Below are 13,458 nucleotides of genomic sequence, written 5' to 3' on the forward strand. Positions count from 1 at the left end.
GCCGTGAGGTAATGCCTCACAGGCCCGTTTCCCATTCATAATACCAATCTGTCTATCAACTTTATTAGCTCTGCAATTTCAGGCTTGCTGATTTGTGCGTCAGCCCCTACGACTTGACCTTTATGACGCAGGCTATCCGTAATCAAAGAAGAGAAAATAATCACCGGCAATCCAGCGAGTTCCCCGTTTTCCTTTATTCTTCTAGTCAAATGATGCCCATCCATTTGAGGCATCTCAATATCGGTAATCACCAGTTGCACTTCTTCTTCAACCACTTTTCCTGATTCAATTAAATTCTCCAGATAATTAAATGCATCAAGTCCATTTTCATAAAACTCCAAGTACTTGAATCCAGCTTCTGACAATGTATCAAACAGCAGCTTTCTCAGTAATGGAGAATCCTCTGCTATCAGGATTCTCTTGTCTGAATTTTGCCGGATACCAAGCTTTTTAACCTGCTGGATGTTTATTCCTGATTCTGGATTGATTTCGACCACTATTTTTTCAAAATCGAGTAACAGTAACATTTCACTATTTAATTTTATTACTCCGATAATCTGACTTTCAAGGCCTTGATACATATCCGAAGGCTTTTCGATTTGTGACCAGGAAATACGGTGGATCTGTGTTACGGTATGGACATGGAAAACCACTTTTTGCTGATTGAATTCAGCCACTATGAATTTATCCTGCTCAGGAGTTTCAGATGGCGGAAATCCTAAAGCATCCGCCACATTCACAACTGGCAGGACTTCTCCGCGAAGCTCAATGATCCCCTCCACATTTGGATGCGAATGCGGGACAAGCGTGATGGGGACAGGATTGATGATTTCCTTCACCTTAATTACGTTAATGCCGAATTTATTCTTTCCGAGACCGAATTCCACGATCTCAAGCTCATTCGTTCCACTTTCAAGTAATATTCCTTTATTTGCTTCCATTGTTTCATCTCGCCCTTCTACTTTTTCATTTCATAATCCATAAATCATTTAACCGCTAGGAAAAATATCATGGTTTCATCAATGAACTCATACCTAATAATTCGGTTAAATATTTCTTTTGTTTAGAGCACAGATAAAAAAAGAATCAAGAAGTGACTATTTATCAATACCAAATAAAAAGGGACCCATCAGGGTCCCCTTTTTCCATTCTCATTTTTCACCACTGCCATTCCGGCCATCATATCGATCGTAAGGCTGTCTCTTCGATAAAAGTGATCAGCATATAACGCCTTGCGGCCCTTCCAAACCCACTTAAAAAGCAAGTCAGATGGGTCTTTTCACCTCCTTCGCGATCTTTTCTTTGGATTGAGCCAACCTTTTTTAACAAAGAATAAAAACATCATCAAGGCAATTCCGCCCATCATTCCGAGAATGAGGAAATAGCCATAATGCCAATTTAATTCCGGCATATATTCAAAATTCATCCCATATACGCCCACTATGAAGGTCAGCGGCATGAAAATGGTAGTGATGACAGTCAATGTCATCATCGTTGAATTCATATTATTAGAGTTCACAGACAAATAGCTATCTCGGATATCGGACGAAAAATCTCGATACGATTCAAGCATTTCAGTCAATTTAAGAAGATGATCGTACACATCATTAAAATAAAGGTGCTGATCTTTCAAGTAATTCAGACGCTCTGATGAAATCATTCTGTACAATAAATCACGCATCGGCAATATGGTCCGACGGAGCCTGGACATATCTGTACGTAAATCGAAAAGCTGATCCATCAATTCGTTAATCGTGTCATTTTCAGTATTTTCCTCAATGCTGCCCAATTCGCTTTCAATTTTATAAACAGGCGGGAAAAATTCATCGACGATCCTGTCAATTATCCTATGCATCAAGAAAAAGGGACTTTGCTTCAACATTTTATTACCAGCAATTTCTTCCCATACTTTTTCCAGTTCAAGCATATCTTCCTTATGAAAACTGACTATCCATTTTTCACCAACAAACATATCCAATTCCACTGCTTTAAATACCTTCTCCCTTAGAGCATGTATCACAAGAAATTGGTAGCCCTCATAAAAATCCATTTTGGGACGTTGGTTAAAATCATCCAGGCAGTCTTCGATTGCCAGCGGATGAAAGTGAAAATGATTGGTTAAAAGTTCGATTTCCTTGTTTGTGGGGTTGGAAAAATCCACCCAGAACCACTCGATATCCGGATTATTCATTTCGGTTAGCGGTAAACCAAAACTGACTTCATGATTAGAAGTTATTGCGCAAGTCCTTATCATATGTATCAACCCTCAAAATTTTCTTATCAAACATTATACCTTTAATTCATTAATCTCAAAAAGTTTTCTCCCCCCTCCAAACTAAATGATAAAATAGAATGAATGAGTCAAACATAGTACATAATTCATGAAGTTAGAAAAGGGAGGACATTCATAGATGGAACATTTAATTAACCCTCTAGTAAAAGACGTTAAAATATCAGGAATCCGTAAATTCTACAATATGGTAGCTGAACTCGAAGGCACCGTTTCCTTAACGATAGGACAGCCTGACTTTCCAACTCCGATGCATATTAAAGAAGCTGCAAAACAAGCCATCGATAATGATTATACCGTTTATACCCACAATGCGGGCTATTTGGAATTACGGGAAGCCGCTTCAAATTATGTAAAGGATAAATACAAGCTTAACTACGATCCGGCCAATGAAGTGATAGTGACCTCTGGTGCCAGCGAAGGCATAGACATTACCTTTCGGACGATCCTCATCCCAGGGAACGAAGTAATATTACCGGGTCCGGTATATCCGGGATACGAACCCATCATTAAGATGTGCGGGGCAACACCTGTTTATGCCGATACAACAAAAAACGGATTTCGTTTGACTGCAGATATCATTGAAAAATACGTAACGGAACATACTCGGTGCATCGTTCTGCCCTATCCATCGAATCCGACCGGGGTTACATTATCTGCCGAAGAATTATTGGACATTGCCGAACTTGTTAGGGGCAAGGACATCTTCATATTGGCTGATGAGATATACAGTGAACTGGTATTCGATCAGGAGCATGTCTCGATTGCCACTTTCTTAAGAGAACAAACCATCGTCCTGAACGGACTATCCAAGTCCCATTCCATGACCGGGTGGAGGATCGGCCTTCTGTTTGCGCCTGCAGCCATCTCTCAGCATCTTTTAAAGGTTCACCAATACAATGTGACCTGTGCCGCCTCGATATCGCAGAGAGCTGCCTTGGAAGCATTGACGGCAGGCAGAGATGATGCAATTCCCATGAAGACTGAGTATGCACGGAGACGGGACTACGTATTCAGCCGCTTACAAGCGATGAATCTGGAAGTAGTCAAACCAAACGGGGCCTTTTACTTCTTTATAAAGCTGCCTGAAGGCTATGCCACTTCGCTTGATTTTTGCCTAAAGCTTGTTCAACAGGAAAAAGTGGCAGTGGTTCCTGGAGATGCATTTTCTCCCCTTGGTGAAGGGTACTTCAGGATATCTTATGCCTATTCCATGGAAACCCTGGAAAAGGCTTTGGATCGTATTGAGGCTTTTTTAGCCATAAAGTAACCGAAAAAAAGTGGCCTTCAATTGAATGAACAATTGAAGGCCATTTTCCTTTTTTCAAAGATGTCCTCCCTACCGAAGGTTTCACCAAGTCAGTCAACTAATACAGCCTCCGTAAGAAACGAATTTCCCGATATCCCTCTTCCTTATTTGTCGTGGTAAGACTCACTTCAACGATTGACCCAAGTAAATCTGCCATCACTTCTTCAAATTCCTTTGCAGAGCGCGGCTTTGAAAAACCTAAACTCTTCAATTCGCGCATCAGGATCTGAAAACCGGCATTCGTTTCGATATGACTGAATTTCACCGGCAGTATCAGCGGACTTTCATTCATTAATTTCAGATCCCAACGAATAGGCTTTGTTTGATGAATGGTTTTTTCTCGCTTAAAACCTTCAATCCTTACAATATATCGACCATCTTCTAATTCCTGGAATTTCATATTGATATCATCGAATTCGCCCATAGCTTTCACTCCTTTTTGTAAAGGCTGTCGCTATCAGCTTATTCATGATATAGAAATGCTAGCACTTATTATAATGTTTATATAATGCCTGTGTACCGCTATTTTCCTCACCAGCTTCTGCCAGCCCCTCATATAGCGATTTGCTCAGGCTTAATCCAGGAGCGTCCATTCCCATTCTTTCCGCTTCATCAAGTGCAATCTTCATATCCTTGATAAAATGCTTGATATAAAAACCCGGCTCAAAATCCCCTTCAACCATTCGCGGTACAAGATTGGACAGTGACCAGCTTCCGGCAGATCCCGATGATATGCTCCTTAACACCCGGTCCGGATCCAACCCCGCCTTTTTGGCATAGGAAATCGCTTCAGTCACTCCGATCATATTGGATGCAATGGCGATTTGATTGCACATTTTCGTATGCTGTCCTGAGCCAGCCGGGCCTTGATGCACAACATTGCTGCCAATGATATCAAAAATGGGCAGGACAGCTTCAAATGCCTCACTAGACCCGCCGACCATGATCGTAAGCTTCGCATCACGAGCACCAATATCTCCTCCGGAAACCGGTGCATCCAATGATTCCATGCCTCTTTTATTGGCTTCCTCTGCTATTTTCACTGCCAAAGATGGAGTGGAGGTCGTCATATCGATTAAATGGGTTCCCTGTTTCCCGTTCTCGATAAGCCCATTTTCCCCAAGATAGATTTCTTCCACATCACTAGGGTATCCTACCATGGAAATGATCACATTAGCTTTCTGCGCAATTTCCTTTGGTGCAGATGCCCACTTCGCACCCTCTGAGAGCAGTTCACTTGCCTTATCTTTCGTCCTTGTATAAACAAACACCTCAAATCCCGCCTTAAGAAGATTTGCGGCCATGCTTTTTCCCATCACTCCTAAACCTATGAAGCCGATCACTTTGTTCGATTGCATCTTGCAGATTCCTCCCAATCATTTTATTTCAAAAATCCTTAAATGGACTTTATCATTCCTCCGTCAACTAAATACGACTGGCCCGTTAAATATGTATTAGCGCCTGAAACAAGGAAAGTAACGAATTTTGCAAATTCCTCGGGTTCCCCATAACGGCCAAGAGGGATTCTGTTAATCGATTGTTCAGTCACCTTCTCAGGAGTGATGCCTAGTTTCTCCGCATTCATTTCATCAAGGTGCTGAACGCGGTCTGTTGCGATTCTTCCTGGACCGACTGTATTGACCAAAATCCGGTCCGGTGCTAATTCTGAAGCTAACGTCTTTGACAATCCAACGATTGCCGTCCGGAATGTATTCGATAATACCAATCCTGGAATCGGTTCCTTAATAGATGAAGAAGCAATATTAACAATTTTCCCGCCCTGTTTTTTTAGATGTGGCAAGCTTTCACGGATCGTCCTTATGAAACTCAGTAAATTAAGTTCGAAGGATTGTTGCCATTCTTCATCATTGAAATCTGTAAATGAACCCCCTGGAGGACCTCCGGCGTTATTAATAAGGATGTCGATACCGCCGAATTCTTCAGCAGTTTTCCCAACCAGGCTTTTAATATCTTCAGCTTTTGTTATATCCGTTACCATATAAGAAACTTTACCCGTCCCAAGCTCGGATAATTCCCTTTGTACTGCGGCAAGCTTTTCTCCATCACGGCTTGCCAGCATGACATTTGCTCCTTCCTTAACCAATTCAGCTGCCATAGCCTTCCCCAACCCTTGACTTGAAGCTAAAATCAACGCATTTTTCTTTTCCAAATGTAATTCCATATTATATTTAACCTCCATTTTATTAAATCATAATTCCATTATATCGTCATAACCGCAAAGTGAAAAATCTGAATAATCATTATTTTGATTTTATTTGCAAAAAAATAGCCGGTTGGATAACCCAACCGGCGTCAAAGGGGGAAATGAGAATGTCAGCTGCCCTAATAGAGCTAAACAACTGTGCTTGCTCTTTATTTACCCCCATTTTAGTGCAATAAACATTTTTTCTTAAATGTTCAAGAAAAAATTACAGGAAATCACCCCATCCGAAAATTCTGTGGATGGGGTGCCGTTTTTCCTCATTTTTTTTATTTCTTCAAAGCGTTAATTACCGCTTCTTTCACATTATCATTCGTATCCAACCCTAAAACTTCCTGAGATAGGTTTTTCATCTCTTCAAGCGAAAGTTGGCTAATTAAAGAACGTGCTTTTAAAATCGAAGTGGCACTCATTGAGAATTCATCAAGACCCAATCCGATCAAAATCGGTATGGCAATTTCATCTCCAGCCATTTCCCCGCACATCCCGGCCCATTTCCCTTCTTTATGAGCTGCATCTATGACCATTTTAACCAGGCGTAGAATCGCTGGGTTATATGGTTGATATAAATAGGATACTCTCTCATTCATTCGGTCAGCGGCCATCGTATACTGAATCAAGTCATTAGTGCCTATGCTGAAGAAATCGACTTCCTTAGCAAATATATCCGCCATCACTGCAGTTGAAGGGATTTCAACCATGATTCCGACTTCAATTTTTTCAGCAACTTGAATACCATTGTCAAGCAATTCCTGCCTAACTTCAGCCAAGACGGCTTTAGCTTCACGGAATTCAGCTAGCGTGGCAATCATCGGGAACATGATTTTCAAATCTCCGTAAATGCTTGCACGAAGCAGGGCACGGAGCTGAGTCCGGAAAATCTCCTGTTCATTTAAGCAAAGGCGAATCGCGCGGTACCCAAGGAAAGGATTCATTTCCTTAGGAAGCTCTAAGTAAGGCAACTCCTTGTCCCCGCCTATGTCAAGCGTTCTGACGACTACAGGCTTGCCTGACATTCCTTCCAGCACCGCTTTGTATGCCTCGAACTGTTCTTCTTCACTTGGAAAGTCATTTCTGCCCATATAAAGAAATTCCGTACGATATAACCCGATGCCTTCACCGCCATTTTGATGTACGCCCTCCAGATCTTTAGGCGTACCAATATTGGCTGCCAATTCCACATGATGGCCATCATGTGTAACGGTTTTTTCATTAACCAGCTTCGCCCACTCAGCCTTTTGCCTACCATAGGCTTCCTGCTCCTCTTCGTAGCGTTTCACGAGTTCAGGAGTAGGATTGATGTGAACTTCACCCTTTAATCCGTCAATTATGACCAAGTCACCATTTTCAATGGAAGAGGTCACTGACTTCGCTCCAACGACTGCTGGAATTTCCAATGAACGTGCCATTATGGCTGAATGGGATGTACGTCCACCGATATCGGTCGTAAATCCTTTAACATATGCCGGATTCAACTGTGCTGTATCGGATGGAGTCAAATCCTCCGCAATGATGATCACTTCTTCAGCAATCATGCTCGGATTTGGAATATGAACACCTAAAAGATGCGACAGCACCCGTTTCGTGACGTCACGGATATCCGCTGCACGTTCCTTCATGTATTCATTATCCATTTGTTCAAACATCGTAATGAACATGCTTGCGGTTTCATTTAAGGAAAACTCAGCGTTGACGCCTTCTGATTGAATTTTATCCTGAATTGGAGTGATAAGTTCCGGATCAGCCAAAACAAGCAGGTGTGCGTCAAAGATAGCGGCCTTATCCGCCCCTAAATCCTTTTCGGCTTTATCCCTGATTATCTCCAATTCATTAGTTGACTTTTGAATAGCTTCCTTAAAACGGGATATTTCAGCCCCAACATCTTCTATGCTTCTTTTTTCGATTGATAAATCAGGCTCAGTCAGTCGATAGGCTTTAGCGATGGCTATTCCGTTTGAAGCTGCTATTCCACTAATCAAAGTGGACATTATTCTGCTAATCCTTCTCTATTCAACGTTTCAGCAAGTGTGTTTAGTGCATCATTTTCATCGCTTCCTTCAGCAGAAATCGTAATTTCCGCCCCTTTGCCAATACCTAGAGACATTACACCCATAATGGACTTAAGGTTCACTTTTTTCTCTTTATAAGCAAGGTTGATTTCTGAATCAAATTTTCCCGCAGCTTGTACAAGCAATGTAGCCGGACGAGCGTGAATTCCTGTTTCTGCAGTTACTGTAAATGTTTTTTCTACCATATAAATCAATCTCCTTTAAGATAAATTAACAAAAATAGGTTATGTAAGGGGTTTTCTCCATCCAATCAGAAAAGAAATGAAAAAAAGAAATGCCCTTTTCCTTATCAGGATAGCATTATCATTCCCAACAAACAAACCAAAACTATTGGTACCTACAAAATAGTACAAAAATATAGAAAGAACTGCAACTATTACTTTTCAGATTCTTCAATGATTAAATGGACAGCTGTGCATTTTTGGTAAAAAAAGCCCTGAAACTTAGCATAATGAAAAGGACCACCGTTAATGAAACACTTCCGAGAATCCCGATTAGTATCGCAATCTGGTACTCAATAGCGATTAGCGGGCTTATCCCCGACAGGATTTGCCCTGTCATCATTCCTGGAAGGAAGATAATCCCCATCCCGAGCATATTGTTCAAAGTCGGGAGAACTGCCGAGTCGAATGCAGCATCCACATATTTCTTCACAGCCCTCGCCGGAGTCGCTCCTAGCATCAACATCGCTTCTACCTTTTCACGATTACTGCTAATCCCATCATGGAGGTTTTTAAGCGCCAATGTCACTCCTGTCATCGCATTTCCCACGATCATTCCTGCAATTGGAATGAAATACCTTGGCTCATACCATGGAGTGAAATGGATCACGACCACATTAAAATAAACCAAGGCAGCCATGGGACCTGACAACATACTTAGGATAACCATCCTTTTGATTTTCTTATTAAGTGCTTGGGACACTTGCTTGAAAATATTATGGATGGAAAACAGGGACATTGCACATAAAAATCCTAAAGAAAGTAAAGGGTGGGGATTTTCAAAGATATATGTCAAAACATATCCGGCAAGAATGAGCTGGACCGTCATTCGCACCGTAGCGAGCATGATTTGCTTTTCCCGTGAAATTCCCCGCCACTTCACGATTATGAGCAGGATGACTACAAACACGTAGGCCGCACAAAGACGCCAGAACTCAATATCTATTATTCCATTCGCCTCCATTAATAGTCACCCTCCCTCGCCTTTTTCAGAACGATCCTCTTTTCAGCATAGGTGTCCGCAACCTGTTTTGAATGGGTTATCATGATGACCGTTCCTTTTTCCCGCTTTACTTCTTCTAAAAAACGGCTTATGACCGCCAGCTCTGCTTCCTCATCAAGAGCTGAGGTCGGCTCATCCAGTAAATACACCTCGGGTTTCAATAAAAGTAGCCTCGCCAGTGCCAGCCTCTGTTTCTCCCCGCCAGAAAGATTCTCCGCCCCCTCGTCTAAAGACTTCTGCAACTGGACAGTTTCAAGTGCTTTAACCAACTCGGATTTATCCTTATTTTCTTGTTCTGTCAATTCCAGGCCAATCTGAAGATTTTCTTCAATCGTACCCGGTAAAGTAAACGGTGCCTGGGAAAGCATTGTGACTTTACGCCGGAGCTCTATCGGGTTGAATTTATCCAGCAGCTGATCCTGATAATAGATTGAACCGCTATCCGGGTCATCCATCCTGTTCAATAATCGGAGCAGTGAGGTTTTTCCTGCACCGCTTTCTCCAGTCAAGCAAGTAACCATACAAGCGGGTATTTTCAAATCATCAATTTTCAAAATCCCCTTATACCTTATATTTTCAAGCCTAAATATCATTTTGCACGCCTGCCTCCCTTACTCCACCATATCATTATAAGAAACTATCATGATATGGGGTAGCGATGCATGTAAAAATTTTCATTTTCTTTCGCTTTTTTATGGGTTAGTATTAGTTCTGCCGAATATATCCATGACGGACGTGGAAAACACCTTAATAAATGGAGGGACTTATCATGAACGGAAATTCCTTGTTACATTCTTATCTGAATGTTTTTCTCCTGACTGCACTTTGCCTGATCACGCTGTCTGGCTGCCAGGCAGCATCAGATAACCAGATTAATCAATCCAAACAGGAAGATTCAATTTCAAATGAAGAAAAAGGCAAGACATTCACAGCCGAGATCATCAAAGTTGTTGACGGAGATACAGTAAAAATCAAAATGGCTAACGGAAATGAAGAAACGGTCAGGCTCCTTTTGGTAGATACTCCAGAAACCGTGCACCCATCCAAGCCCGTTCAGCCTTTTGGACCTGAAGCAAGCAAGTTCGCCAAGGAACTCATGCCTGCGGGCTCCGAAGTGGAAGTAGAAACCGGCATAGGTGAAAGGGATAAATATGGCCGGCTGCTGGCCTATTTTTATGTTGATGGTAAAATGGTGAATAAACTTCTCCTGGAAAAAGGACTGGCAAGGGTAGCTTATGTTTATGCACCGAACACGAAATATCTTGATGAATTGGAAGATATTCAGAAACAAGCCCAAAGAGACGAAATCGGTATTTGGTCTATTGAAAACTATGCAACTTCAAATGGGTTTGATGAGACCCAGTCAAAAGAAGTATCGGTGGAAAAGCCGACTGGATCTTGCAGTAACCCGCAAATTAAAGGGAATATAAACTCTAAAGGCAATAAAATATATCACATTCCTTCGGGCCAATATTACGAAATAACTAAACCAGAAGAAATGTTTTGTACCGAACAGGACGCCCAGGATGCCGGTTTCCGAAAATCGCAAAGTTAACATATACGGTTTTTATAAAAAAAGATCGAGTTGATTTCAGAAATCCGCTCCCTTTCCGCCGACTGTCTGAGGGGAAATCAACCACACCGCACTACTTGGTAAATAGCAGGAAATAGCAACAAAGTATTCGAAAACAGCCTTTCTTTTAAAACACAAAGTTGATTGGAACGGAAGGTACGAGACCCCTGCTTAGAAAAGCGAGTCCAAGGGAGACCCCACAGGCGCAAAGAGCGCCGAGGGGCTCCCTGAACGCCCGCGGAAAGCGAATGCCTGAAGTGGGAATCAACGTTGAACTATAAAATATATCCTTGTTTTAAATGAGGCCATTCCAAACTCCCTTGTCGACAACAGAACATCATATTTCCGCACATCCAATCTAAGGATGTGTTTTTATTTGGTCCCACACACTCAATATTTCCTTAATTATCCTTTTATCCTCAAAAAGGTTCTCTTTAGCTCCTTTAAAACCCACTTGTTATTACCGCCATTTTTCGGTTATGCCATTTGGCTTTATATGATCGATTTATTTATGGTAGAAGCACCCGGGAATACAGGAAAGTGCACTTTCTAAAGGTGACTTGCTTAATGGAAGATTTCTCAGCGCTGACGAAGGAATTCACCCCGATGATCCATCATATTATCCGCTCACTTTCCATCTATAAAAATAAGGAAGAATATTTTCAAGTAGGCTTGATTGCTTTATGGGAGTCATTGGGGAATTTCAATGAGGAATACGGAAAATTCTCCAACTATGCCTATACTGCAATCAAAGGCAAAATTCTGAACGAATTAAAGCATCATCATAAATATGAGAGTCGTACCGAACCCTTCGATTCCTTCATATTAGAGATTAAGGATCCTTTTACGATGCATGAAGAGGCCTTTGCCATCGATAATATCCTAACCTACACGGAAGGATTGACACTGAATCAGCAACGCTGGCTTTTACAGACATACCTCGAAAATAAAACGGTATCCGAAATAGCTGATATCTATCAAGTCACTGCAGCAGCAGTCAAATCATGGAGAAAGTCCACTTTAAATAAATTAAGGAAACAAGGGATTTTTCCATTGTAAATAATTAGGGGTGGCTCAAACATGAGCCACCCCTAATCATTTACATCGATTAACTTCTCGCTTCTTCTAAATACGTATAAATTATCACACCGTTATGTTGGGCATTTCCCCGAAAATGTTTAAAGTCTTCCCTTTTAACAAGAACCTCTCGAAAAGCTAAAAATTCTTCTTTTGTTATCCTGAATTCATCCATTTCCCGATTTGCCAGTTTATCGAGTACATCTTTTGCTTCATCTGCATTCATCATATTATCCTCCTTAATTATCAAATGTTCCATCATATTTAGATAGGAGAAATTCCGTTTTCATTTTAACATAAGCATGCCACTAAATATAAATCAGAATTTTTTGAAGCCCTCTTGCTATATTATTCTTTACGTATGCTTTAAAATAGTGCAAACTGTATAGTAAAATATCATATTGTAAAATGATTGGCATATTTTGTACATAGAATTACATACTGGTACGTATAACTGCGTTTTTAAGATATACCAAATTATGCCACTGCTCCATTTCAAAAATCGCACCTTTTTAAAAGTTTAGCTTACTGTACCGACATAAGGGATAACTAATTCTCTTACTAGCACTTCCCACGTCAAAATCTAAACGGCAAGATGTTCGAATAATCCAATTACTCCATAGTCACTTTTTGATCATTGGAAACAAAATGGGAAAGGATGATTACCATGAAGAAAGCGGAAGTTGGAAATATCATTGAATTTAGAGAAGGCTTAAAAGGAATCGTCGAGAAAGTGAACGAGAACTCAGTAATCGTGGACGTCACGTATATGGAAAATTATCGTGATTTGGAACTTGAACAGAAAACCGTCGTCAACCATAAAAATTATAAAATCATAGGTTAATTCAAAACGGGATGGTTTCTCAATACCATTCCGTTTTTCACTTTTTAGCAAGCGCACGAATTGATTCTCAATTATTTGTAACCATTTCCATTTTACTCCGTCTAATTCATTAAAGGGCAATACGCTTGTATGTGATGCAAAATATCAAAATTCAGATTGGAATTTCTATCAGAAAGATGAGGGAAACAAATGACTCGTTGGACATGTTTTATTGGCTGTGTCACATTCGCCGCTTTTCTGCTCACTGGCTGCGGTACGACCACAGACGAAAATGCAGGTGAGCCACAAGAAGGTTCAGTAGAAGAGGGGAACGAAGGCAATGCTTCTCAAGGAGATAATCGCAATAACAAAGTAAGACTGATGGAGCAAAACCTGCAATATTCAATTAACGGGGAAGCAAAGGAAAAAACAGCGTTCTTAAAAAAAAGTGATAATCAACCGTTCAGCCTTTATGTTTTACAACAATTCAGATTAAGTGCCGAAGAACCTGGAAAGGATATTGTGTTCCTGACTGAAGATGACTCCATTTTTATGAGAATAGAATTATTGAAGACGGATGTCAATTGGGATGAGGTGGAAAAAAATGTCCAATCCCAGTTGGAAAGCATTTCAGAAACGATTAGGGATCCTTCACTTGATATCGAGGGCGGCACGGGATTTGAAGTGGAAAGTGGGAATGATGTAATCACTTCCATATTGCTCAAGGATGAAAAAGCCCCCGTCCGCATAACTATGTTCACAAAAAAAGATCGAGATTACCGGGATGCTTTTTTAGAGATGGCTAAGACGCTGATGAAAGGATGAACATTGATTCCCTGTAACGGAGGGCTAAGTTCAGGCCCCCCGTTCTT

General features: G+C 41.0%; 15 protein-coding genes. 5 read left to right on the top strand and 10 right to left on the bottom strand.

Going from position 1 to position 13,458, the window contains the following annotated elements:
- Nucleotides 1-35: 35 nt before the first annotated feature.
- Together ACFVS1_RS14330 and corA are read right to left on the bottom strand one after the other, a co-directional pair.
- Nucleotides 36-941, bottom strand: a complete 906-nt coding sequence (locus ACFVS1_RS14330; RefSeq protein ID WP_323599437.1) for a chemotaxis protein — start codon at nt 939-941, stop codon at nt 36-38.
- A 338-nt stretch (nt 942-1,279) separates the two neighbouring features.
- A complete protein-coding gene (gene corA / locus ACFVS1_RS14335) occupies nt 1,280-2,254 on the bottom strand; it encodes a magnesium/cobalt transporter CorA (protein ID WP_352921673.1) in 975 nt (324 codons plus the stop codon).
- A gap of 157 nt (nt 2,255-2,411) precedes the next feature.
- On the opposite strand from corA, the gene ACFVS1_RS14340 reads away from it, so the two are divergent.
- A complete protein-coding gene (locus tag ACFVS1_RS14340) occupies nt 2,412-3,560 on the top strand; it encodes an aminotransferase A (protein WP_387548251.1) in 1,149 nt (382 codons plus the stop codon).
- A gap of 97 nt (nt 3,561-3,657) precedes the next feature.
- Here ACFVS1_RS14340 and ACFVS1_RS14345 read toward each other — a convergent pair whose 3' ends face one another.
- From ACFVS1_RS14345 to ACFVS1_RS14375, 7 genes are all read right to left on the bottom strand, one after another.
- On the bottom strand, nt 3,658-4,023 hold the full coding sequence (locus ACFVS1_RS14345; protein WP_034314117.1) for a hypothetical protein: 366 nt from the start codon (nt 4,021-4,023) through the stop codon (nt 3,658-3,660).
- Between the two features lie 58 nt (nt 4,024-4,081).
- Entirely contained in the window at nt 4,082-4,957 is an 876-nt protein-coding gene (locus ACFVS1_RS14350) for an NAD(P)-dependent oxidoreductase (protein WP_352921677.1), read from the bottom strand.
- Between the two features lie 38 nt (nt 4,958-4,995).
- On the bottom strand, nt 4,996-5,781 hold the full coding sequence (locus ACFVS1_RS14355; RefSeq protein WP_387548254.1) for an SDR family oxidoreductase: 786 nt from the start codon (nt 5,779-5,781) through the stop codon (nt 4,996-4,998).
- Between the two features lie 308 nt (nt 5,782-6,089).
- A complete protein-coding gene (gene ptsP / locus ACFVS1_RS14360) occupies nt 6,090-7,808 on the bottom strand; it encodes a phosphoenolpyruvate--protein phosphotransferase (RefSeq protein ID WP_192203870.1) in 1,719 nt (572 codons plus the stop codon).
- Nucleotides 7,808-8,074 (bottom strand): phosphocarrier protein HPr, encoded by a 267-nt coding sequence (locus ACFVS1_RS14365; protein ID WP_034314127.1) that lies wholly within the window; start codon nt 8,072-8,074, stop codon nt 7,808-7,810. Before ACFVS1_RS14365 ends, ptsP begins: the two co-directional genes overlap by 1 nt.
- A 214-nt stretch (nt 8,075-8,288) precedes the next feature.
- On the bottom strand, nt 8,289-9,074 hold the full coding sequence (locus ACFVS1_RS14370; RefSeq protein WP_352921679.1) for an ABC transporter permease: 786 nt from the start codon (nt 9,072-9,074) through the stop codon (nt 8,289-8,291).
- Nucleotides 9,074-9,706: an ABC transporter ATP-binding protein gene (locus tag ACFVS1_RS14375; RefSeq protein WP_352921681.1), complete on the bottom strand. Its 633-nt coding sequence runs from the start codon at nt 9,704-9,706 to the stop codon at nt 9,074-9,076. Before ACFVS1_RS14375 ends, ACFVS1_RS14370 begins: the two co-directional genes overlap by 1 nt.
- A 176-nt stretch (nt 9,707-9,882) precedes the next feature.
- Here ACFVS1_RS14375 and ACFVS1_RS14380 point away from each other — a divergent pair, with 176 nt between their 5' ends.
- Nucleotides 9,883-10,668 carry a thermonuclease family protein gene (locus ACFVS1_RS14380; RefSeq protein ID WP_352921683.1) on the top strand — a complete coding sequence of 262 codons (786 nt, stop codon included), beginning with the start codon at nt 9,883-9,885 and terminating at the stop codon, nt 10,666-10,668.
- A 585-nt stretch (nt 10,669-11,253) separates the two neighbouring features.
- On the top strand, nt 11,254-11,745 hold the full coding sequence (locus ACFVS1_RS14385; protein ID WP_387548260.1) for a sigma-70 family RNA polymerase sigma factor: 492 nt from the start codon (nt 11,254-11,256) through the stop codon (nt 11,743-11,745).
- 49 nt (nt 11,746-11,794) lie between these two features.
- Here the strand turns inward: ACFVS1_RS14385 and ACFVS1_RS14390 are convergent, their stop codons facing one another.
- A complete protein-coding gene (locus tag ACFVS1_RS14390; protein WP_352921687.1) occupies nt 11,795-11,989 on the bottom strand; it encodes a hypothetical protein in 195 nt (64 codons plus the stop codon).
- A 441-nt stretch (nt 11,990-12,430) separates the two neighbouring features.
- Here ACFVS1_RS14390 and ACFVS1_RS14395 point away from each other — a divergent pair, with 441 nt between their 5' ends.
- Together ACFVS1_RS14395 and ACFVS1_RS14400 are read left to right on the top strand one after the other, a co-directional pair.
- The gene (locus ACFVS1_RS14395) at nt 12,431-12,607 is read left to right on the top strand and encodes a YkvS family protein (RefSeq protein WP_064505160.1); all 177 of its coding nucleotides are present in this window, start codon (nt 12,431-12,433) and stop codon (nt 12,605-12,607) included.
- Nucleotides 12,608-12,796: 189 nt separating this feature from the next.
- Nucleotides 12,797-13,411, top strand: coding sequence for a hypothetical protein (locus ACFVS1_RS14400; RefSeq protein ID WP_387548264.1), 615 nt, complete (start codon nt 12,797-12,799; stop codon nt 13,409-13,411).
- The last annotated feature ends 47 nt before the right edge of the window (nt 13,412-13,458 follow it).

The sequence above is a fragment of the Peribacillus sp. NPDC058075 genome (assembly GCF_042885195.1).
Taxonomy (GTDB): Bacteria; Bacillota; Bacilli; order Bacillales; family DSM-1321; genus Peribacillus.